Annotated in this window: 15 protein-coding genes and 2 pseudogenes; 11 read left to right on the plus strand and 6 right to left on the minus strand. The window is 74.0% G+C overall.

From position 1 onward, the window contains the following. Positions 1-182 precede the first annotated feature (182 nt). Positions 183-6,377: a DNRLRE domain-containing protein gene (locus tag ABD981_RS08970; RefSeq protein ID WP_240495321.1), complete on the plus strand. Its 6,195-nt coding sequence runs from the start codon at positions 183-185 to the stop codon at positions 6,375-6,377. Positions 6,378-6,479: 102 nt separating this feature from the next. Continuing rightward, complete coding sequence (locus ABD981_RS08975; protein ID WP_046909440.1) at positions 6,480-7,088, plus strand: hypothetical protein; 609 nt, start codon at positions 6,480-6,482, stop codon at positions 7,086-7,088. A gap of 79 nt (positions 7,089-7,167) precedes the next feature. Here the strand turns inward: ABD981_RS08975 and ABD981_RS08980 are convergent, their stop codons facing one another. From ABD981_RS08980 to ABD981_RS08990, 3 genes are read right to left on the minus strand one after another with little or no spacing between them, the layout of a single operon-like run. Continuing rightward, on the minus strand, positions 7,168-8,562 hold the full coding sequence (locus ABD981_RS08980) for a cytochrome P450 (protein WP_046909439.1): 1,395 nt from the start codon (positions 8,560-8,562) through the stop codon (positions 7,168-7,170). Next, positions 8,559-10,160: a prenyltransferase/squalene oxidase repeat-containing protein gene (locus ABD981_RS08985; RefSeq protein ID WP_046909438.1), complete on the minus strand. Its 1,602-nt coding sequence runs from the start codon at positions 10,158-10,160 to the stop codon at positions 8,559-8,561. Before ABD981_RS08985 ends, ABD981_RS08980 begins: the two co-directional genes overlap by 4 nt. 10 nt (positions 10,161-10,170) lie before the next feature. Continuing rightward, the gene (locus ABD981_RS08990; RefSeq protein ID WP_046909437.1) at positions 10,171-10,713 is read right to left on the minus strand and encodes an NUDIX domain-containing protein; all 543 of its coding nucleotides are present in this window, start codon (positions 10,711-10,713) and stop codon (positions 10,171-10,173) included. Between the two features lie 153 nt (positions 10,714-10,866). Between ABD981_RS08990 and ABD981_RS08995 the strand changes: the two genes are divergently transcribed. The 9 genes and pseudogenes from ABD981_RS08995 (at position 10,867) to ABD981_RS09035 (ending at position 20,379) form a co-directional block, all read left to right on the plus strand. Beyond that, the gene (locus ABD981_RS08995; RefSeq protein ID WP_046909436.1) at positions 10,867-11,100 is read left to right on the plus strand and encodes an acyl carrier protein; all 234 of its coding nucleotides are present in this window, start codon (positions 10,867-10,869) and stop codon (positions 11,098-11,100) included. Beyond that, positions 11,097-12,299, plus strand: a complete 1,203-nt coding sequence (locus tag ABD981_RS09000) for a beta-ketoacyl-[acyl-carrier-protein] synthase family protein (RefSeq protein ID WP_240495320.1) — start codon at positions 11,097-11,099, stop codon at positions 12,297-12,299. Before ABD981_RS08995 ends, ABD981_RS09000 begins: the two co-directional genes overlap by 4 nt. Beyond that, complete coding sequence (locus tag ABD981_RS09005) at positions 12,296-13,540, plus strand: wax ester/triacylglycerol synthase domain-containing protein (RefSeq protein ID WP_123954727.1); 1,245 nt, start codon at positions 12,296-12,298, stop codon at positions 13,538-13,540. The genes ABD981_RS09000 and ABD981_RS09005 overlap by 4 nt, the downstream gene beginning before the upstream one ends. A 50-nt stretch (positions 13,541-13,590) precedes the next feature. After that, a complete protein-coding gene (locus tag ABD981_RS09010) occupies positions 13,591-14,976 on the plus strand; it encodes a cytochrome P450 (protein ID WP_123954726.1) in 1,386 nt (461 codons plus the stop codon). A gap of 187 nt (positions 14,977-15,163) precedes the next feature. Continuing rightward, complete coding sequence (locus ABD981_RS09015; RefSeq protein WP_046909435.1) at positions 15,164-15,757, plus strand: hypothetical protein; 594 nt, start codon at positions 15,164-15,166, stop codon at positions 15,755-15,757. Positions 15,758-15,866: 109 nt separating this feature from the next. Beyond that, positions 15,867-17,705 carry an ABC transporter ATP-binding protein gene (locus ABD981_RS09020; protein ID WP_123954725.1) on the plus strand — a complete coding sequence of 613 codons (1,839 nt, stop codon included), beginning with the start codon at positions 15,867-15,869 and terminating at the stop codon, positions 17,703-17,705. Positions 17,706-17,862: 157 nt separating this feature from the next. Then, a pseudogene (locus ABD981_RS09025) lies at positions 17,863-18,905 on the plus strand (Dyp-type peroxidase). A 6-nt stretch (positions 18,906-18,911) separates the two neighbouring features. Then, positions 18,912-19,736, plus strand: coding sequence for a family 1 encapsulin nanocompartment shell protein (locus tag ABD981_RS09030; RefSeq protein WP_046909433.1), 825 nt, complete (start codon positions 18,912-18,914; stop codon positions 19,734-19,736). A gap of 4 nt (positions 19,737-19,740) precedes the next feature. Then, positions 19,741-20,379 carry a DUF1345 domain-containing protein gene (locus tag ABD981_RS09035; protein ID WP_046909432.1) on the plus strand — a complete coding sequence of 213 codons (639 nt, stop codon included), beginning with the start codon at positions 19,741-19,743 and terminating at the stop codon, positions 20,377-20,379. On the opposite strand, the gene ABD981_RS09040 is transcribed toward ABD981_RS09035, so the two are convergent. The 3 genes and pseudogenes from ABD981_RS09040 to ABD981_RS09050 all read right to left on the minus strand — a co-directional run. Then, on the minus strand, positions 20,369-20,830 hold the full coding sequence (locus tag ABD981_RS09040; protein ID WP_046909431.1) for a GreA/GreB family elongation factor: 462 nt from the start codon (positions 20,828-20,830) through the stop codon (positions 20,369-20,371). The genes ABD981_RS09035 and ABD981_RS09040 overlap by 11 nt on opposite strands. A gap of 13 nt (positions 20,831-20,843) precedes the next feature. Continuing rightward, positions 20,844-21,533: a substrate-binding domain-containing protein gene (locus tag ABD981_RS09045; RefSeq protein ID WP_345528647.1), complete on the minus strand. Its 690-nt coding sequence runs from the start codon at positions 21,531-21,533 to the stop codon at positions 20,844-20,846. 278 nt (positions 21,534-21,811) lie between these two features. Continuing rightward, positions 21,812-21,943 (minus strand): annotated as a pseudogene (locus ABD981_RS09050) (LacI family DNA-binding transcriptional regulator); the annotation flags it as partial. Between the last annotated feature and the right edge of the window lie 179 nt (positions 21,944-22,122).

Consider the following 22,122-nt stretch of genomic DNA (forward strand, 5'->3'; position numbering starts at 1 on the left):
ACGTCCACGGCCCTCGGCCCGGTCACGCTCAGGCATCTAGCGTCGCGTTCGGTGCCGGGGCGGAGGCACGGGGAGCGGCAGGTCGGCGCGGGGGAAGGGGCGCGGTCGACGGCCGTCTCTCCTGGGTCTCCGCCGCCTGGCGCGTGAAGTGAAGACGTGTTTTCCGGGGAGGGATTCGAGCAGTGAGCGAGCATGTGAACCTGTCGGGCAGACGGGGCGGGGGGGCGAGACGGCTGCGCCGTGGCGCGCTGCCCGGCATAGCCCTGTCGGTGGCCGGCCTGTTGGCCTTCGAGGCCGCGGTCGTCGTGGCGACGACGGGGCAGGCGGTGGCGCTGTCCTCGCAGGAGCAGTCGGCTGTCGACCGGCCCGCGTATCCGACGGAGGCGGCGGACCTGGCGTCCGCGCAGGTCGCGGCCCGGCTGTCGGGCAAGCGGGTGGAGGCGAAGTCGGAGCGCACGGAGTCGTCGACGACGTGGGCGAACCCGGACGGGACGGTGACGACGGACAGTGCGTCGGGTCCGGTCCGGTTCCGTGACGGGGCCTCCGGCGAGTGGCGGGACATCGACGTCGCGCTGACGAAGCGGGACGGCGTGGTCGCGGCCAGGTCGCATCCGCTGGGGCTGCGGCTGGGCGGGAAGACGCCGGCCGCGCAGGCGGCGAAGGTCCGCGCCTCGGGCGCGGCGGGTGAGGCGGGTACGGCGGAGGTTCCGCTGGTGACCCTGGCCGCGGGCGAGGGCCGTGAACTCGGTCTGTCGTGGCGGGGCGTGCTGCCGGAGCCGCAGCTGTCGGGGACGACGGCGCGGTACGTCGACGCGCTGACGGCGACGGACCTGGTCATCGAGTCGACCCGGACCGGTTTCGAGCAGTTCCTTGAGCTGAAGAATCGTTCCGCTGTGGCGGCGAACGGCTCGGTGACCCTGACGCTGAACGCGAAGGGCGTCAAGGCGCGGGCGAACGCGGACCGTTCGGTCACGTTCCTCGACGCGAAGACGGGCAAGCAGGTCGGCCTGCTGCCGGCGCCGGTGATGTGGGACGCGACCGTCGACGCGAAGTCGGGCGAGCACACCCGCCGCGCCGACGTGGGTCTGAAGGTCACCCAGCGCGGCGGCCGGGTGGACCTGACGCTGACGCCGGACGCGAAGTTCCTGGCCGACCCGGCGACGAAGTTCCCGGTCACGGTCGACCCCGCCGTGAACATCGGCGCCAGCTTCGACACCTTCGTCCAGCAGGGCTACACGACCGACCAGTCGACGTCGACCGAGCTCAAGCTGGGCAACAACGGCTCCGGCCAGATCGCCCGTTCGTTCCTGCACTTCCCGATGGCGGGCATCACGGGCAAGCAGATCCTGGGCGCCAAGCTCAACCTGTTCAACTTCCACTCCTGGTCCTGCACGCCGTCCAGCTGGGAGGTGTGGGACACCCCGCACGCCTCGACCGCCAGCCGGTGGACCAGCCAGCCCGGCTTCACCAACAAGTGGGCCACGTCGACCGCGACGAAGGGCTTCTCGTCCTCCTGCGCCGACGGCTGGGTCAGCCAGGACATCAAGAACCTCGCCGTCGCCTGGGCCGCGAACGGCAACGGCAGCAACTCGATGGGCATCAAGGCGACCAACGAGTCCGACCCGTACTCGTGGAAGCGCTTCAACTCCGGCAACGCGGCGACGAACACGCCGTACATCTCGGTCACGTACAACACGATCCCGGTCGCCGGGAACCCGATGACCGCGACGCCGGGCCGCACGAACGCCGGCAAGAACTGGGTCACCACCACCACGCCCGACCTCTCGTACGCCGCGAGCGACGCGGAGACGTACTTCCTGCGCCAGAAGTGGGAGGTGTGGGAGGGCACCACCAACCTGGAGGTGTACGACACCGGCACCGAGGACCCGGTCCTGGGCAAGACGGTCTCCCACCAGGTCCCGGCGGGCAAGCTGGTCAACGGCAAGACCTACTGGTACAAGGGCCGCATCTACGACGGCAGCTCGTGGTCGAACTGGACGCCGTCGGTGTACTTCACCGTCGACACCACCAAGCCGGCCGCCAGCACCATCACCTCGGGCGACTTCCCGGCCAACACCTGGTCGGGCACCCCGGACGCCAACGGCAAGTTCACCGGCTCGTTCACCGTCAAGCCCCCGGCCAGCGACGTCGCCGAGGTCCAGTACAAGCTGGACGGCGCCACGACCTGGCAGTCGGCCACCACGACCGCCGGCACCGCGGTCACGAAGACCCTCTCCTTCCCCGCGGGCAAGCACACGGTCACCGCGCGTACCGTCGACCCGGCGGGCAACGTCTCCGCCGAGTCCGCCTACGTCTTCTACGCCGGCTCCGGAGCCGCTCTCCTCACCCCCGGCCAGGGCGAGCGCCCCGCGCGCCGTGTGGGTCTGTCGGCCGAGGGCCTGACCTCGTACACCGGCGTCACCTACCAGTACCGCCGGGGCGAGACCGACACCTGGAAGAACGTTCCGGTCGCCGATGTCCGCAAGGGCACGGACACGGTGTCCGCCTGGCCTCTCGCCATCACTGGCGGCAAGCCCGCCGGGCTGACGTGGAACGTCACGGACAGCCTGACCGAGGACGGTCCGATCGAGGTCCGTGCCGCCTTCACCGACGGCACCGCCACCGCCTACTCCCCGGCCGGGGACATCACCGTCGACCGCAATGCCGGCACCGCCCCCGCCGAGGGCGTCGGGCCGGGTTCGGTGAATCTGCTGACCGGTGACTACACCCTGTCCGACACCGACGTCTCGCTCTTCGGCCTGACGGTGTCCCGTACGGCGTCCTCGCGCCGCGCCGACGCGGGCGGCAAGCAGGAGGGCCAGGCGGCGATCTTCGGTCCGCAGTGGACCTCCGGCACGGTCGCCGCGATCACCGAGTCGGACTGGGCGTTCGTGAGGAAGACGTCACCGACCTCGGTCGCGGTCGTCGACGTCGACGGCAGGGAACTCGGCTTCACCGCCACCACGGGTGGTGGGTGGAAGCCGGAACCGGGTGCCGAGGACATGACGCTGACCGGCTCGCTCACCGGTTCGTTCACCATCAAGAACTCCGAGGGCAGCGCCACCGTCTTCACCAAGGCGGACGCGTCGGCCACGACCTGGCAGATCGCCTCCTCCGCACGGGACGGCCGCACCCAGTCGACCACCACGGTCGTCTCCGAGACCGTGACCGTGGACGGGAAGAAGCTCGCGCGGCCGAAGCTGGTCATCGCCCCGACGTCCGCCGTCTCGGCGGCGACCTGCACGACGACGCCGTCGACCAAGGGCTGCCAGGCGCTGGAGTTCGTCTACGCCACCTCCACCACCGCGACCGCCACCGTCTCCGGTGACTTCACGGGCCAGGTGAAGGAGATCCGCGGCTGGTCCACCGAGCCCGGCGCCGCCACGGCGACCGTGAAGACGGTGCAGAAGTACGCCTACGACACCACGGGCCGACTGCGCGAGGCGTACGACCCGCTCATCACGCCCGCGCTGAAGAAGCAGTACGCCTACGACTCCGCGGGCCGGATCACCGGCCTGACCCCGCCCGGGCAGCTGCCGTGGTCCTTCACCTACGGCAAGGCGGGCAACGCCGCCGTCGCCGGCGACGGCATGCTCCTCAAGGCGTCCCGTTCCGGCCTGCAGCAGGGCACCAAGGACGTCGAGTCGGGCACGGCCTCGACGAGCGTCGTCTACGACGTGCCGCTCTCCGGCGCCAACGCCCCCTACGCTCTGGGCGCCACGGACGTGCGGGCCTGGGGCCAGACGGACGCTCCCACGGACGCGACCGCGGTGTTCCCCGCCGACGTGGTCCCGTCCTCCCACTCCGGCAGCGCACTGACCGCCGGTGACTACCGCCGCGCCACCGTCACGTACACCAACGCCTCCGGACGCCGGGTGAACACCGCGACGCCGGGCGGGAACATCGACACCATCGAGTACGACCAGTTCGGCAACACCGTCCGTGAGCTCGCGGCCGGCAACCGGGCCCTCGCCCTCGGCGGGACGGCGGCGGACCAGGCGAGGCTCACCGACCTCGGCATCAACGGCATGCCGTCCCAGGACCGTGCAGACCTCCTCAGCACCACCTCCGTGTTCGACGCGCAGGGGAGCCGTGAACTGGAGAAGCTCGGTCCGCTCGACCGCATCAGCCTGAACGGTGACTCGGCGGTGGCCCGTACCCGGGTCGTCAACGAGTACGACACGGGCCGCCCGACGGACGGCACGGCGACGGTCGAGGACCAGGTCACCAAGGTCACCACGGGTGCCCAGGTGCTGGGTACCACGACCGTGGCAGACCCCCGCGTGACCCAGACGTTCTACGACTGGGCCAAGGGCCTCCCCGTCAAGACCGTCAAGGACCCGTCCGGTCTCGCCATCACGGAGACCGCCGAGTACGACAGCCAGGGCCGCGTCACCAAGCAGCTGGTGCCCGGAGCGACCGGTACCGATGCCGCGACCCGGGTGACCGCCTACTGGACGGCGACCGGCACCGGCGCCTGCGCGGGCCGCCCCGAGTGGGCCGACCAGGTCTGCTCCACCGGGCCGGCGGGCGACATCACCGGCGGCGGCTCCCAGCCGGCGCAGCTGCCGACCACCACCACCGAGTACGACTGGTGGGGCAACCCGACCAAGGTCACCGAGACCGCCAACGGCGTCACCCGCATCACCACCGACGCCTACGACGCCGCCGGCCGTCCGACCGGGACCACCCTCACCGGCGGGCTCGGACAGGCGGTGTCGGGGTCGACCGTCGAGTACGACCCGTCCACCGGGCTGACCCGCAGCGCGACCTCGGCGACGGGCGGCACGATCACCAAGGAGTACGACAAGCTCGGCCGTCAGACCTCCTACACCGACGCCGACGGCGGCGTGACCAGGACCGAGTACGACCTGCTCGACCGTCCGGTGAAGACCACCGACTCGGCTCCGTCCACCACCACCTACACCTACGACACCGCGATCGAGCCGCGCGGCCTGGTCACGAAGACGACCGACTCGGTCGCCGGTGCCTTCGAGGCCCGCTACGGCGCGGACGGCTCCGTGACCTCGGAGAAGCTCCCCGGCGGCTACACCCTCACGATCGGTGAGGACACCGTGGGCACCACCCTCTCCAGGGTCTACACCCGCGACAGCGACGGCCAGGTCGTCTACTCCGACACGGTCGAGGACTCCGCCCACGGCCAGACCGTCCGCCACAGCGGCTGGTCCGACCAGGACTACGCCTACGACGCCACCGGTCGCCTCACCCGGGTGAACGACACCGTCGGCGACGTCTGCACCACTCGCGCGTACGCCTTCGACAAGCGGGCCAACCGCACCGCCCTCATCACCACCGAGGGGACAGCCGGGGCCGCTTGCCCGACCACCGGAGGAACCACCACCACCCACACCTACGACAGCGCCGACCGCCTCGTCGACACGGGTTACGTCTACGACGCCTTCGGACGCACCACCGCGCTGCCCGGCAGCCAGATCGACTACTACGCCAACGACCTGGCCTACCGGCAGACGTCCGGCGGCCAGCGCCAGACCTGGCAGCTCGACGCGGGCCTGCGCTTCCGCTCCTGGATCGTCGAAGAGAGCACCGACGGAACCTGGACCCAGACCGCCGCCAAGGTCAACCACTACGACGGCGACGGCGACAACCCCCGCTGGATCACCGAGAGCACCGACGGCAGCATCACCCGTAACGTCGGCTCGGCCTCCGGCGACCTCGCCGCCACCACCGCCAACGCCGGCGGCACCGTCCTCCAGCTGACCAACATCCACGGGGACGTCGCCCTCCAGCTCCCGCTGGACACGGCCGAAGCCCCCCTGGTCCTGGACAGCGACGAGTACGGGAACCCCCGCACCGGCCAGCCCGCCACCCGGTACGACTGGCTCGGCGGCAAGCAGCGGTCCTCGGAGACGGTCACCGGCCTGACCCTGATGGGCGTCCGTCTGTACAACCCGGAAACCGGCCGCTTCCTGAGCGTCGACCCGGTGTACGGCGGCAACACGAACCCGTACGTGTACCCGGCCGACCCGATCAACTCGTACGACCTGGACGGCAGGGCCGCCAAGCCCCGCTCCTGCGGCTTCTGGTGCAGCGTCTTCACCGCGGCCATCGGAGCCATCGTCGGCGCCGTCTGCGCACCGTTCGCAGGTCCGATCATCTGCGGGGCGGTGGGCGGTGGCATCACCGGCTTCGCCCGCTACTACTGGACGCACAGGGACGGCCACGGGTACACCACGCGTGGCGCGATCAAGGCCGTTCTGATCGGAGCCGCGATCGGAGCGTTCACCGGATCGATCGGCAAGATCATCAAGAAGATCGGAGGCCGTGTGTTCCGCGGCTACGGTGACCGCAAGACCATCAAGGCGTGGGACGACTTCAGGAAGAAGCTGGGCGGCTGACACCGGTCCCCACCGGCAACACAGCGGTAGGCGCCCGAGGGTGGCAGAACCCTCGGGCGCCGGCAGCCGTACGGTTCAACCCACTGCGAAAGGAACGATGCGATGCTCGGCTACTGCCTGGCGGTCGTCCGCCGGCTGGCCCTGCCCGCGCTGACGACCGGCACGGTACTCGCGGCGGCCATGGCCGCCGCGCTGATCCTGGGCGACGGCACATCGTGGATCGGCGCCGCTCCCCAGGCCCTGGCGGCGGGTGTGGCGGGCGCCTTCGCGTTCGCCTTCGTCCTGACCGCCAGCACAGCGGTGGGTGCCGCCCGCACGGCTCGCCGGTACGGGCTCGCGCTCGGCCCCGGAGCCGTGGCCCTGCCCTCGGTCCGCGACGTGCGGGTGCCCGTCATCAAGGGCAGGACCGCCTTCCAGCTGACGGACGGCGTACGGCACGAGGTCGAGAAGGAGCCCCTCCTGCGGGTGAAGGAGGTCACCGCTTTCGGGCACGGCACCTTGGACCTGACCCTGCGAGGGCCGTCGGACACGACGGTCCTCGTGGAGGTCCGCGTCACGACCGGACCGAAGGAGACGGCCGTCGTCGTGGAGGCCCGTCCGGAGGCCACGTACAGACGGCTCGACACGGGGGCCTGCTGGGCCCTCGCCCGCGTCGTCGAGGAGTGCGCGGTGCGGGCCCTGCGTGCCGAGACCGCGGACGGCGCCCTTTGACGCCGGGTCACACCCGCAGAAGACTCCGCCCGGGGCCAGGAGCCCGGGGCGGAGTCCTCGTGCTGTGAGGGGCGACCACTCACGAGGTCCCGTGACCGGCATCGCCGCCGGCCTCCCTCCGCTCCACCCGCATCGCCAGCCGCCCGCACGACAGCGAGAACAACGGCGTCGGCGTCACCGGCCCCGGGGACACCGGCCGCAGACGCCACCTCCCGGCGAGGGTCGCCAGGGCGATGGTCATCTCCGTCCAGGCGAAGCCCTCGCCCAGGCAGCCGTGTTGGCCGAGGCCGAAGGGGAGGAAGGCGGCCGGGGTGACCTCCGTCGCGCGGTCGGGGAGCCAGCGGTCGGGGAGGAAGCGGTCCGGGGCCGGGAAGAGGCGGGGGTCGCGGTGGAGGGCGTACGGGGAGAACAGGACCGTCGTGCCGGCCGGGAGCGGGTAGGGGCCGAGCGCGGTGGCGCGGACGGAGGTGCGGGAGAGGAGGTAGCCCGACGGGTAGAGGCGCAGGGTCTCGGTGAGGACGCGCCGGGTGTACGGGAGGTTCGGCAGGTCGTCGAAGCCGGCGGCGCGGCCGGCGAGGACCGAGTCCACCTCGGCGTGCAGCCGCTCCTCGGCCTCGGGGTGACGGGCCAGCAGGTACAGGCACCAGGAGAGGCTGCGCGAGGTCGTCTCGGCGCCGGCGGTGAGAAGGGTCATCACCTCGTCGTGGACCTGCCGGTCCGACATCCGCTCGCCGGTCTCGGCGTCGGTCGTCTCGAGCAGCCAGGTCAGCACGTCGTCCGGGGCGTCCGCCACCAGCTCGTGGCGGTGCGCGATGACCGTGTCCACCAGGGTGTGCAGCGTGCGCGCACCGCGGGCGAAGCGCCGGTTGACCCGGGTGGGCAGCTTCGCCAGGAACGGCAGCGGGTCCGATCCGCGCGCGCCGACCCAGGCCATCACGTCCGTCATGGCCTCGACCACGGACGCGGCCTCCCGCTCGGTCACGCCCCGGCCGAACAGGCTGCGGACCACGATGGCGGTCGCGAGGTTCCCGAACTCCTCGTCGACCGCCACGGTCCCCCCGTCCCGCAGCCCGTCCGCCCAGGCGCGGGACAGCTCGGTCATGAGGTCCGCGTAGTGGCGCACGCGGGAGTGCCGGAAGGCCGGCCGGATGAGACGGCGCTGGCGGCGGTGGAACGCGCCCTTGGACAGCAGCAGGCCCCCGCCGGTGACCGGCTCCATCAGCCGGTACTGCGGGCTCGGGCCGAAGTCGTCCGCCTGCCGCACCAGGAGCTCGCGGACCAGCCGGTGGTCGGTCGCCATCAGCATCCGCCGGGCCCCCAGGCGCAGCGCCACCAGGCCGCCCCGGTCCAGGCCCTGGACCCGCTCCAGGAGGTCCAGTCGGCGGCGCTGCATCGCCAGGCCGTGGCCCAGGAAGGGGAGGGCGCCCGGGGCCTGCCGCGGCACGAGGGCGCGGGGCGGCGCGGTGGCGGTCATCGGGAGCAGCCTTCGGGGTCGGGCGTGGCGGTGGCGTGCGCCAGGGCCAGCAGGACGAAGACGTCCGCCAGCGCCGGTACGTCGTACAGCAGCGGCCTCGGACCCGCCTGGTCCGGGCGGCTGCGGTAGCCGCCGTCGGGGTGCTGCCGCTCCACCAGGTAGGCCAGGGCCCGGTCGAGGGGCCCGCCGGGGCGGGCGCGCGGGCCGCGGGCCAGGGCGATGACCGCGTACGCCGTGCTGATCGGGTCGCTCGGCTCGGCCTCGGCGTGGCCCCAGCCGCCGTCCCCGTTCTGGGTGGCCGCGAGGTGGGCGAGCGCCCGCTCGGCCGCGCGCGCCCGTGACCGGCGCTCCTCCCCGTGCGCGGCGACGCCGGTCAGCGCCAGCACCGCGCGGAACACCGCGTTGGTCGCGTTGCGGCTCCAGCTGCGCTCGAACGTGCCGTCGGGGCGCTGGTGCCGGACGACGTACCGGACGGCTTCGTCCACCTCCTCCCGCCGGTCGGGATCGTGGGCCAGCGCGCTCGCCGCCGCAGCGGTCATCGCGATCTCGGAGCTCGTCCCGCGGGCGAAGGTGGGGAAGCCCCCGTCCGGGTTGCGGAGGGCGAGGAGGTACCCCTCGGCTTCGGCGACGGCCGTGCGGTGCCGGTCGGGTGCCGCACGGCGCAGGAACTCCAGGACGTAGCAGGTGTCGTCGACGTCGCTCTGGGCGACGCCCGAGTGGAAGCCGTACCCCCCGTCCGGGTTGCGGCGCAGGGCGAGCGCGTCGGCCATCGGGGTCACGCACGCCGGGGGCGCGGGCAGCAGCGACAGGGCGAGCCCGGCGGCCGCGGTGGTGAAGACGGTCATGCCGTCGATGAACGGCATCCCGCCGTCCGGGCGGAGCCGTCCCGCGACGTGCTTCAGGACGTCGCCGAGGGCCGGGCGATGGCGTGGGGAGTGGCGCAGCGCCAGCAGCGCGAGCAGCTGGGCCAGGTTGTTGCACTCCCACGCGGGACCGGGTTCGAGGGCGGGCAGCAGGGCCCGCCAGTCCTCGTCGCGTACGACGTCGGGGTGGCCGGTGCCGTGGGCGGCGAGCACCTTGAGCGCCTTCATCTCCATGTGCAGCCAGCTCTGTTGGGGCCGCGTGTCGTACGCCTCCCAGGGGACGGCGGGGAACCCGGTCGCGCCGAGCGCGGCGAGCACCGTCCGGAACATCAGCCGCTTGCGGCCGGCCGTGAAGTGGTCGAAGCCGTCGAGCCCGGCGTCCAGCGCCGTGCCCGCGTCCATGTCGCCCTCGTCGCCTACGCGTTCACCGCGTTCACCGGCGCCGCCCAGGACCGCGCGCGCCACGGCGCACTGGAAGGGGTCGGGCGGAGCGGTCCGCAGCGTGGTGCGCAGGTACGCGGTGAGGCGGGCGGTCGCGTCGGCCTCGGCCCGCTCCTCCGTCAGGAGCGCGAGGGCGAGGGCGGACTCCAGGACCCGGCTCTCGCACGGGGCGGGCAGCAGACCGTCGGGGCCGACCGCGGCAACGACCCTTCGGGCCAGCCGGGTTCGGCAGCGGACGACGGCGGTCGCGGGCTCCGTGGTGGTGGTGGCCGTGGGCGTCGGTGATGCGTTCACGGTGTCCTTCTCACGTCGGACGGGTGGTGGGGGACGGGCGGGAGGGGGTGAGGGGTGGCAGGAGGCCGTGCGCCAGCAGGCGGGCCAGGATCCTGCGGCCCTCCGGCACGAAGGGGGCCGGCGGGTGGTCGAGGAGGTCCTGCGGCGGGGCGAAGAAGTGGTCCGCGATCTCCCGCGGGTCGACGTCCGGCGGGGCCTCGACCACCGCCACGTGCACCGCGAGCCAGCAGCGTCCGACCGGGGACGGGCGGGGCTCGTGGAGCACCGGGCGCGGTGCGGCCCGGATGCCCAACTCCTCGCGCAGTTCCCGGGCCGCGGCCTCCGCGTAGCCCTCGCCGGCCCGTGGGCAGCCGCCGATCAGGATGTCGTGGTGGGCCGGGTAGACCGCGGCCCGCGCCGACCGGCGGTACACCAGGATGCGTCCGGCGGCGTCCGCGCAGACGGTCGCCGCCACCCGGTAGTAGAGTCCCCGGGCCGCGGCCCCGCCGCGGGGGCCGCGCGTCACCCGACGGTCGTCCGCGTCGACGTAGTCCACCGTTTCGTGCGCCGTCACGCCTGCCCCTCCTGTACCGGTGACCCTCCCGCCGAGGGAGACTACCGTACGTAATCGAGTGCGTTCGCACGGTAATATCCGGTGGCTTTGCACCGCGGGGCCGTACGGCGGCCCCCGCCCGCCCGCACGATCCAGGCACGACCCAGGAGCGCCATGACCTTCGACGAGCTCAAGAGCACCCTCATCGGCATGGGAATGCCGCCCGAGCAGTTGAACCCGGACGCGCTGCGGGACGAGGCCGGACTGGACTCGCTGTTCGCGGCCGAACTCGCCCTCGTCCTGCGCCAGGAGAAGGGCATCAGGATCCCCGAGGAGGAGATCCTCTCCGCGGCCACGCTGGCCGACGTGGCCGCGGCCGTCCGGCAGCGCGCGGGAGCGGAGCGGTGACCGACGCCGCCATCACCGGGGTCGGACTGCTGACCCCCGCGGGGGACGGCCTGGAGGACACCTGGCGCCGGGTGTGCGCCGGGGAGCCGGCCGCCGCCCTCCACCGGGACGCGCACGGCACGTTCGTGGTCGGCCGGGTACCGGAGTTCGACACCGCGCGGCTGGGCGAGGCCCGGCGCTGGAAGCCCGACCGGGCGGGCCAGTTCGCCCTGCTGGCCGCGCGCGAGGCGCTGGACGACGCGGGCCTCGACCCGGCGGAGTGGGACGGGTCCCGCGTCGCCGTCCTGGTCGGTTCGGGAACGGCGGGGGCGGAGACGTACGAGCGCTATCTGCCCCTGCTGGACAGCGCTCCCGAGGACGTACCGCCGCTGGCGCTGCCCAGCAGCCTCGCCAACTCGCCCGCCGCGCTGGTGTCGATGGCCTTCGGCGCGCGCGGCACCACCGCCGTCGTCAACACGGCCTGCGCCTCCGGCGCGACCGCCCTGGCCATGGCCTGCGACCTGCTGGCCCTGGACCGCTGCGACGTGGTCCTCGTCGGCGGCACGGAGGCCGGCCTCACCCCGTACCACCTGCGGGGCTTCGACCGGCTGGGAGCCCTGTCGCGCCGCTACGAGGACCCGCTGGGCGCCTCCCGGCCGTTCGACGCGCAGCGGGACGGCTTCCTCATCGCCGAGGGGGCCGGCTTCCTCGTCCTGGAGCGGCCGGAGCACGCCACGGCCCGCGGCGCCAGGGTCAGGGCGCGGATCGTCGGGCACGGGTCGGCCTCCGACGCGCACCACGCCGTCGCCCCCCACCCGGGGGGCACGGGCATCGCCGCCGCCCTCGACGACGCGCTGCGCAACGCCGGTCTGCGGCGGCGCGACATCCAGCACGTCAACGCGCACGGCACCGGTACACCCCGCGGTGATGCGATCGAAAGCGCCGCGCTGGCCCGGGCGTTCCCCCATCAGCCGTCCGTCACCTCCACCAAGGGGGTCACCGGGCACCTGATGGGCGCGGCGGGCGCGGTGGAGGCCGCCCTCGCGACGCTCTCGCTCCAGAAGGGGGTCGTGCCGCCGACCGCCAACCTCACCGCGCCCGGACCGGGCATCGAGGTCGACGTGTCCGGCGCGGGCCGTTCGGCGCGCCTCGACACCGCGCTCTCGCTCTCCGTCGGCTTCGGCGGCCACAACGTGGCCCTCGTCCTCGCCGCCGCATGACCGCCCGCATCAGCGCGACGCGCCCCCACGTCCCCGCGCCGCGTGGCGGCGTCGCCGTGCCGCCCCGGGTGGCGCTGACCGACCGGGACCGGATCACCCTCGAACTGGCCCGGCACGGCGGCGACATGGTCCTGGGCGCCGTGCTCCGCCTGGCCGGGCCGCCGCCCGGTCCGCGGGAGCTCGTGGACCATCTGGCCGCGCGGATCGGGCGCGTGCCGGAACTCACGTACCGGCCCTACGGACTGACGGGGAGGCGCCCCTACTGGGCCCGGGACCCCGACTTCGACGTCGCCCGGCACGTGTACGAGGAGGTGCGGCCCGCCCGTCCCGGCCGCGCGGCCGACGCCGACCTGGCGGCCGTGCTCGGGCGGCCGCTGCCCGAGGACCGGCCGCTCTGGGGGGTCTGGCTGGTCCGGTCGCGCGAGCCCGGGGCGGAGGGGTACGCGCTCTGCTACCGGGTCCACCACGCCTTCCAGGACGGCCTCGCCGCGATGGCCGCCGTGGAGGCGCTGTTCGGACCGGCGCCCGGGGCCGCCCCCGTGCCGTTCGGCGACGCCGACCCCGGGGGCGCGGCGGCCCCGCCGCTCGCGGAGCCGGAGCCCGTCCCGGGGTGCCTCGTCACCGTCCGCGTCGACACCGCCGAGCTGTTCCGCACCGCCCGAGCCGCCGGGGCCTCGCTCCACCAGCTCTGCCTCGCCCTGGCGACCGCCACGGCACGGCAGTGGGCCCCGCTCGCCGGCACCGCGCCGCTGCGCGCCAACCTCGGCATCAGCCTGCGGCGGCCGGCGACGCCCGTCCGGCCGATCGGCAACCAGGTCGGCGTGCTCAGCGTCGAACTCCCCGTCGACGAGCGCGATCCGCTGCTGCGACTGCGGCGCCTGGTCCGCGGGGTGCCGGGGGACCGGCTGGTCGGCCGCGGGCGCCGCGCGCACCGGCTCCGCGCCCGCTGGCCCGTGCTCGACCGGCTCGCCCTGCGGCGCGCCATCGACCCGCGCACCGCGGCGCTGAGCGTCGCCGACGTGAGGCTGCGGCGGGTCCTGGAGTTCGCCGGGACCCCCGTGCGCCAGGCGTACCCGATCCCGGTCCTGGTGCCCGGCCAGCGCCTGTTCATCGCCTGGACCTCGTACCGCGGGCAGCTCCACGTCACCTTCCGCACCGACCGGCCGACGCCCGGGCTCGACCAGCTGCCGCGGCTGTGGCGGTCCGCCCTCGACGACCTGTGCCGCGCCCTCGACGACTGACCGGCGGGGGCCCGCGCCGTTCCCGCCGCACCAGAGACCAGAAGGAAGCCATGTCCCCCTCCACCGCGCCATCGGGTACGGAATCCCCCGCGTCCGGCCCCTCCGTCGCGTCCGGCGCCCCCGTCCCCGGCCCCACCGCGCCGCCGCCACCGCAGCCGTCGGGGGTCCCGGCGGTCCCGGCGGCCCCGTCTTCCGCGGCCGGGGTCGTCGAGCTGCTGCGGGCGGCGGCGCAGGCCGGGCCGCTGACCGAGCTCCGCATCGGCGACCGGCCGTTCGTGCTGGCGACCGGCCCCGACCAGACGCAGCAGATCCTCGCCAAGCGCCCGGACGTCTACGTCAAGCACGGGCACCGCGCACGCCCCCTCCTGGGTGACGGGCTGATCTCCGCGTCGGGCGACGCCTGGAAGCGCCAGCGCAAGCTGTTCCAGGCCCGGTTCACCGTGGCCGGGACGCGGCGCTGGGCCCACCACATCACGGCGGCGGCCGAGCGGATCGCGGCCCGCTGGGAGACGGCCGCCGACACCGGCACGTCCGTCGACCTCGGGCGGGACATGCGGTTCTTCGCGCTCGACACCATCTGGCGCACCCTCACCGGCACCCCCCTCGACGAGGTGACCGAGCGCGAACTGGAGGCCGTCGACGCGGTGGTCGCCTCCCTGCCCACGCTCGCCGGGGCCCGGCCCGACCCCGCGCTCGCCGTCGACGACGCGCTGCGGCAGATCGACACCACCGCCCACCGCGTCATCGGCCTGGCCCGCGCCCGGCGCGCGGAGGCGCGCCCCGAGGGGGCGCCGCACCTGCTCGACCTGCTCCTGGACACCGCCGAGACGCGGGCCGAGTACACCGACCGGCTCATCCGCGACGAACTCGTCACGCTCCTCGTGGCGGGACACGAGACCACCGCCCAGACCCTGTGCTGGCTCTTCGTCCTCCTCGACCGCCACCCCGAGGTCCACGACCGCTTCCTGACCGGGTACGAGGCGGCCGCGGATCCCGCCGGACGGGACGCGCTGCTGGGCGCGCTCGTCCAGGAGACGCTCCGGCTGTACCCGGCCGTCTGGCTCGTCCCCCGGCACGCGGCCCGCGACGACGTCCTCGACGGGCTGCCGATCCCCGCCGGCACCAGCGTCCTGACCTGCCCCTACCTCACCCACCGCAGCCCGGAGCTGTGGCCGGACCCCGAGCGCTTCGACCCCGCGCGCTTCCTCCCGGACGGGCGGCGCCCGCAGCACCCGGCCGCCTTCCAGCCCTTCGGCATCGGCGCGCGCGCCTGCCTCGGCCAGCACTTCGCCCTCCAGGAGATGCTCACGCTGCTGCGCCTGCTGCTCCCCGCGTACCGGCCGCGGCTGACCACCCCGCCCCGGGGCGCCGTCTTCGGCGCCAACCTGCGGCCCGACGGCCCTGTCCGGGGGACCCTGACGGCCGTCCGGCCGTGAGCCGGGGCGGGCCGGCTCCTCGGGCCGGTCCGGCGTGCGGCGCGGGGCCCGTACGCCCCGGGGCGCACCCCGCCTCGGCCGCCCGGGGGAGCCGGTTCCGTCCGCGGGGCGATCCGGGCCCGGTGTCCCGTGCGCGATCGTCGGGGCGTACGGGCCGGCCGGGCCCGTCGCGACGGAGGGAAACCCGATGCAGCCGCCCCCGCACACCGAGGAAGCCGCCGCGCGGCCCGGACGGATCCGGGCCGCCTGGCGGGCCGCGCACGAGCCCGTCGCCGGGGTGTCCCGGGGGGCCCGACTGGCCGCGTACGGAGTGGTGCTCGCGGTGCTGCCGTCGAGCCTGTGGCGGCTTCCGGCCGCCTTCGACCGGGGGATCGGCGCCGGGGAACGGTTGTACGTGGTCTTCCTGTCGGTCCTGTCCGAGGCGCTCGCCTTCACCGCGTTCGGCCTGATCGCGCGCTGGGGCGAGGTGTTCCCGCGCTGGATCCCCGTCCTGCGCGGCCTGCGGGTCCCGACGGGTGCCGCGGTGGTCCCGGCGGCGACCGGCGCGGTGCTCCTCACGTTCCTGTGGACGCTGCTGACCCCCGCCACCCAGATCCTGGGAACCACCATCCGGGGCGACGCACTGCCCGGGGACTTCCCGAGCGAGGCGGGCGGCTGGGAGGCGGCCTCGTTCTATGTCTGCTACTCGCCACTGGTGCTGTGGGGTCCGCTGCTGGCCGTGTTGACGGTGGCGTACGCGCGACGCCGACGGACGGCGGGAAACGGGGCCGTGGCGACCTGACGAGCTGTCAAGTCCTTTTCCGTGACGCGGGAAAACCCGTGGACGGCGAGGGCGCCCGCGCGGAACACTCCCCAACCTGTCCAATCAGGTCCGACAAAGCAGGGTTGGGATGGTTACGTCTGAATCACCCGGAGGTGCGCCGGCCGGCGCACCCCAGGATCCGCCCGCCAGGGGCCCGGTGCTCCTGGCGCTCCGCTTCTACGCACGGGAGCTGGCCCGGCTCACACGCCTGACCGTGCCCGCGATGCTGCTCCCGGCGCTGGGCAACATCGGCATCCACTACCTCGCGCCGCTGCTCGTCGCGAAGCTGGTCGGCCGGCTCGCCGGAGGGGCCGGCGGGGGAGTCGGCCCGGTGCTGCCGTACGTCCTCGGCTTCGCCGGGGTGCTGCTGCTCGCCGAGACGCTGTGGCGGCTCGGGCTGCACTGCCTGAACCGCCTCGACGCCCTCGGCATCGAGCACCTCTACGTCCTCGGCATGGACGAGCTGTTCGCCAAGGACGCCGCCTTCTTCCACGACAACTTCGCCGGGTCGCTGACCAAGCGGGTGCTGAGCTTCGCCTCCCGCTTCGAGGAGTTCGTCGACACCCTCACCTTCTCGGTGTTCGGCAGCTTCGTACCGCTGGTCTTCGCCTCGGTGGTGCTGTGGACGTACGAGCCGCTGCTCGTCGTCGGACTCCTGGTGATGATCGCTTTCACCGCCGTCTGCGTCCGGCCCCTCATCCGCCGCCGCCAGGCCCTGGTCCGGGACCGCGAGGAGGCGATCGCCCGGGTGTCGGGGCACGTCGCCGACAGCCTGATGAACATGGACACCGTACGGGCCTTCGCCGCCGAGGGGCGCGAGGCCGCCGAGCACCGGTCCCGCGTCGCCGAGTCGCGGCGGCTCACCCTGCGCTCCTGGGACTTCGGCAACCTGCGCATCGACACGCTCGTCGCGCCGCTGTCGGTGCTGACCAACGTGCTGGGCCTGGTGCTCGCGCTGTCGCTCGGTGCGGGCGACCACGGGGTGGAGGCGGTCGTCGTGGCCTTCACGTACTACTCCAACGCCACCCGGATCATGTTCGAGTTCAACCAGATCTACCGCCGTCTGGAGAGCTCGATGACGGAGGCCGCTCAGTTCACCGAACTGCTCCTGGCGCCGCCGGTCGTGCGCGACCCGGAGGCGCCGGAGCCGCTCCGCACGGAGGGCGCCGACGTGCGCTTCGAGCGGGTGACCTTCGCCCACTCGGGCGGGGACCCGCTCTTCGACGGGCTCGACCTGGCCGTCCCGAGCGGGGCGAAGATCGGCCTCGTCGGCCGGTCCGGCGGGGGGAAGACCACGCTCACCCGGCTGCTGCTGCGGATGAACGACATCGACGCCGGCCGGATCCTCATCGGCGGCCAGGACATCAGCCGGATGCGCCAGTCCGACCTGCGCGGGCTGATGGCGTACGTCCCGCAGGACCCGGCGATGTTCCACCGCACCCTGCGGGAGAACATCGCGTTCGCCCGTCCGGACGCCACCGAGGCCGAGATCCGGCGGGCCGCCGAGGCGGCGCACGTCACGGAGTTCGCCGACGCCCTGCCGGAGGGCTTCGGCACCATGGTGGGCGAGCGCGGCGTGAAGCTCTCCGGCGGGCAGCGCCAGCGGGTCGCCCTGGCCCGCGCGATCCTGCGCGACGCGCCCATCCTGCTCCTGGACGAGGCGACGAGCGCGCTGGACTCGGAGAGCGAGGTCCTCGTCCAGGACGCCCTGTGGCGCCTGATGGAGGGGCGCACGGCCTTCGTGGTGGCCCACCGGCTCAGCACGGTCGCGCACATGGACCGGCTCGTCGTCCTGGACCGCGGCCGGATCGTCGAGCAGGGCTCGCACCAGGAGCTCCTGGAGGCGGCCGGGGCCTACGCCCGGCTGTGGCAGCACCAGTCGGGCGGCTTCCTCGACGAGTCGGCCGAGCGGGCGGGGGTGCGCTGAGCGCGGGGTGCGTCGGCGGCGGTGCGCGCGGGAGCGGCCGGCCCTCGCCGGACCGGTGGCTCCGGACTGCGGGTGGATCCGGGCCCGGCTACGCTGGGCCCGGACCCTATGTCCGTTTCATTCCTTTTATTAGCATTCTCGTTCCTCCGGGAGTCACGTGGTCACCCCGCAGCCCGTCCTCGCCCCTCCCTCGAAGGCCGCCGTGTTCCTGGTGGCCACCGTGAACCCCGGCGGCGAGGCCGCGGTGCGCGACGCGCTGGACGGGTTCGCCGGCCTGGTCCGCTCCGTGGGCTTCCGCGAGCCCGAGGGGGCGCTCAGCTGCGTGGTCGGCATCGGCGCCACGGTCTGGGGCCGCCTCTTCGACGGGCCCCTCCCGCGCGAGCTGCACCCCTTCGTCCCCCCTGGAGGGCCTCCGGCACCGGGCCCCCGCCACGCCCGGGGACCTGCTCTTCCACGTACGCGCCCAGCGCATGGACCTCTGCTTCGAGCTGGCCCGGCTGATCGCGCGGAGCCTCGCGGGTGCCGTGACCGTCGTCGACGAGGTGCACGGCTTCCGCTACTTCGACGAGCGTGACCTGCTGGGATTCGTCGACGGCAGCGAGAACCCCGAGGGCGGGGGTCGCGGCCGGGGCCGTCCTCGTCGGCGACGAGGACCCCGGATTCCGGGGCGGCAGCTACGTGATCGTGCAGAAGTACCTGCACGACATGACGGCCTGGCAGGGGCTCACCGTCGACGAGCAGGAACGCGTGATCGGCCGCCACAAGGCGGACAACGTCGAGCTCCCCGACGACGTGAAGCCGCCCGACTCCCACGTCGCGCTCAACACCATCACCGACGAGGACGGCACCGAGCGGCAGATCCTGCGCGCCAACATGCCGTTCGGGAACGTCGGCAGCGGCGAGTTCGGCACGTACTTCATCGGCTACGCCCGGACCCCCGCCGTGACCGAGCTGATGCTCTCCCACATGTTCCTCGGCGACCCGCCCGGCACCACCGACCGCATCCTCGACTTCTCGACGGCCGTGACGGGCTGCCTCTTCCACGTGCCGAGCGCCGACTTCCTCGACGACCTGCCGGACCCGCCGACCGCGGCGGCCACGGCGACGGCCGGGTCCGCCGCCGCGACCACCCCGGCCCCCTCGGTCGTGCGTACGGCCCCCGGCGGCACCCTCGGCATCGGCAGCATGAAAGGAGCGTGACCCGTCATGACGGCTTCCGCCGACCCGGCCGGCACCACCAACCTGCACCGCGAACTCGCCCCCGTCACCCAGGCCGCCTGGGAGCAGATCGAGGAGGAGGCCCGGCGCACCTTCCGGCGCCACGTCGCGGGCCGCCGGGTCGTCGACGTGCCCGACCCCGCGGGCCCCGGCCTCGCCGCCGTCGGCACCGGACACCTCACCGGCATCGACCCGCCCGCCCCCGGGGTGACGGCCCGGCTGCGCGAGGCGAAGCCGCTCGTCGAACTGCGGGTGCCGTTCACCGTCAGCAGGGCCGCCGTGGACGACGTCGAGCGCGGCTCGAGCGACTCCGACTGGCAGCCGGTGAAGGACGCGGCGCGGGCCATGGCCTTCGCCGAGGACCGGGCCGTCTTCGACGGCTACCCGGCCGCGGGCATCGACGGGCTGCGGAACCGCAGCTCGAACCCGGTGCTCAGCCTGCCCGCCGAGCCGCGCGACTACCCGGACGCGGTCAGCCGCGCCCTGACCTCGCTGCGGCTCGCCGGCGTCGACGGCCCGTACGCGCTGCTGCTCGGCGCCGACGAGTACAGCGCCGTCAGCGAGACCTCCGACCACGGCTACCCCATCGCCGCGCACCTGGCCCGGATGCTGGACGGCCCGCCGCTGTGGGCGCCGGCGCTCAGCGGCGCGTTCGTCCTGTCCACCCGGGGCGGCGACTTCGAGCTGCGGCTCGGCCAGGACGTGGCGATCGGCTACACGTCCCACGACGCGCACGGCGTCGAGCTGTACTTCCAGGAGACGCTGACCTTCCTGACCTACACGGACGAGGCCGTCGTCGTCCTCCGGCACTGAGCCCGTGACGCGCGAGCTGCTGCCGCTGGCCGCGGTCCCCCGGCTGGTGGGCTCGGCCGTCGTCGGCGTGCTCGTCGGCCTGCTCGTGGGCGTGCTGACCCGGGTGTCGCTGGGCACCCTGTCCGGGATCGCCGCCGGGGAGTCGGTCTTCGTCGTCACCGGCTGGGCCGTGCTCTGGCCGATGGACGCCGCCGCCACCCGCCGCAACGTCGGCCGGGAGGACTTCCGGCCGCTCCTGGCCGAGATCGTGGTGGTCTCCGCCGCGCTGTGCGGCCTCGTCGCCATCGTGCTGCTGCTCCTGGGAGCCGACCCCGGCACGGGGCACGCCGCCGCGGCGACCGCGCTCGCCGGCGTCTTCATGGCCTGGGCGGCGCTCCACCTGATGTACGCGACCCGTTACGCGGACATGTTCTACGGGGAGCCCGGCGGCGGGATCGACTTCCACTCCGAGGAGCCGCCGCGGTTCAGCGACTTCCTCTACTTCAGCTACAACCTCGGCATGACCTACCAGGTGTCCGACAACGACGTCTCCAGCCAGGCGATCCGCGCGGTGGTGCTGCGGCACTGCCTGCTGTCGTACGTGTTCGGCGCGAGCATCCTCGCGACCACGATCAACCTGGTGGCGAGCCTCGTCACGAGCTGAGGGACACCACCGTCGCCGTGGTGGTGCCCTCCGGCGTCCGGTACGTGACGGTGTCGCCCGCGTGGCGCCCCAGCAGCGCCCGCCCCAGGGGGCTGTCGGCGGTCACCAGGTCCAGGTCGGGGGCCTCGGCCAGCTCGCCCACGTGGACGGTGGACTCCGCGCCGTCCGCGAAGCGCACGGTGACGGTGCTGCCCACGCCCACCGCGTCGGCCGGCGGCGGTCCGGCGACGGCGCCCTCGCGCAGCCGCCCCTCGATCGCGCCGATCCGCTCGTCCAGGCGGGCGACGTCGTCGGCCCGCTGCAGCTCGTCGGCCTCGTCCGCCCGGTCGCCCACCGGGTCCTCGGACCGCAGCGTCGCCGCCACCTTCGCGCGGTCGGCGCGCAGCTCCGCGAGTTCCCGCTCCAGGGCGCGCCGGGCTTCGGGGCTGATGGGCTGGGGACCGTCGGTCATGGCTGCTCCCGCGTCACTGGTGGGGCGGAGGGGACATGGCGTTCCCATTACCGCACCACCGGACGGGCCGGGCAAACGGGGCGCGCGCCCGAGGGCCGCCCGCCCCGTCCGGAGTCACGCGGGGGCGGGCCCCGTGGAGGCCCTGATCACCAGCTCCGGGTCGAACAGGAGCTCGCCCGTGGGGACCTCCCGGTTGCTGACCAGGGCCAGCACGCCGCGGCCCCACCTCCAGGGCGAGGCGGTCGGCGGGCTGGCGGACCGTGGTGAGGGCCGGGTCGGTGAACTCGGTGACGGTCGACCCGTCGTAGCCCACCACCGACACGTCGCCGGGCACCGAGAGGCCCAGCCGGCGGATCCCGCGGACCGCGCCCAGCGCCATGAAGTCGCTGGCCGCGACGATCCCGGTGGCGCCCAGGCCGACCAGCGAGGTGGCCGCCGACTGGCCGCCCTCCACGCTGTAGGACTGGCGGACCACCCAGCGCTCCGCGTCGTCGATGCCGCGCCGGGCCATGGCCGCCACGAAGCCCCGTACCCGCCGGTCCGCGGGCCGGTTGCCCGAGGGACCCGAGGCCATGCCGATCCGGCGGTGGCCGAGCCGGTGCAGATGGTCCACGGCCAGCTCGGCGGCGAGGGCGTCGTCGGTGGAGAAGACCGGGGCGGGCACCCCGTCCGCGAACTCGCCGTTGATGCCCACGTACGGCACGCGGCGCTGCCGCAGCAGCTCGTAGCCGTCGGTGTCCGCCGCCCTCCACGGTGTTGGAGGCGGAGAGGAAGACGACGGCCGCGATGCCCTTGTCCACGAGCGAGCTGAGGAAGTCCAGCTCCTGCACGCCGCCGGGGAAGACCGGGCAGAGCACCGTCTTCAGGCCGTGCGGGGCGAGCGCCGACTCGATCCGCTCGGCGACGTCCGCGAAGAACGGGTTCGACACGAACTCGGTCACCACGGACGACCAGTTGCCCCTGCGTCTGACGCTCGTAGCCGAGCTCGGCCATCGCCTGCTCGACGGCCTCGCGGGTCTTCTTCGACACCCCCTGCCGCCGGTTGATCACCCGGCTGACGGTGGCCTCGCTGACCTGAGCCCGGGCTGCGACGTCGGTGATGCCGACCTTCATCGCGGTCCTTCCGTGAGTACGAGCGAAACCAGGCCGCCGCGCGGTACGGCCAGGGAACGGGGCCCCTGGGGCGGGAGCGACAGCGGATCAGCCATCATACGCCGTCCGCGTCCGTGCACCTCGGCGGTCACGCCCCTGCCCGCCGTCCAGGACCTCCACACCAGCCGGTCCCGGTCCGA

It is taken from the genome of Streptomyces showdoensis, assembly GCF_039535475.1.
GTDB classification, from domain to species: Bacteria; Actinomycetota; Actinomycetes; order Streptomycetales; family Streptomycetaceae; genus Streptomyces; species Streptomyces showdoensis.

Coding starts and splice junctions, on each gene's coding strand:
- ABD981_RS08975 (WP_046909440.1), top strand. CDS start 6,480: ATGCTCGGCTACTGCCTGGCGGTCGTCCGCCGGCTGGCCCTGCCCGCG.
- ABD981_RS08980 (WP_046909439.1), bottom strand. CDS start 8,562: ATGACCGCCACCGCGCCGCCCCGCGCCCTCGTGCCGCGGCAGGCCCCG.
- ABD981_RS08995 (WP_046909436.1), top strand. CDS start 10,867: ATGACCTTCGACGAGCTCAAGAGCACCCTCATCGGCATGGGAATGCCG.
- ABD981_RS09005 (WP_123954727.1), top strand. CDS start 12,296: ATGACCGCCCGCATCAGCGCGACGCGCCCCCACGTCCCCGCGCCGCGT.
- ABD981_RS09010 (WP_123954726.1), top strand. CDS start 13,591: ATGTCCCCCTCCACCGCGCCATCGGGTACGGAATCCCCCGCGTCCGGC.
- ABD981_RS09015 (WP_046909435.1), top strand. CDS start 15,164: ATGCAGCCGCCCCCGCACACCGAGGAAGCCGCCGCGCGGCCCGGACGG.
- ABD981_RS09020 (WP_123954725.1), top strand. CDS start 15,867: ATGGTTACGTCTGAATCACCCGGAGGTGCGCCGGCCGGCGCACCCCAG.
- ABD981_RS09030 (WP_046909433.1), top strand. CDS start 18,912: ATGACGGCTTCCGCCGACCCGGCCGGCACCACCAACCTGCACCGCGAA.
- ABD981_RS09040 (WP_046909431.1), bottom strand. CDS start 20,830: ATGACCGACGGTCCCCAGCCCATCAGCCCCGAAGCCCGGCGCGCCCTG.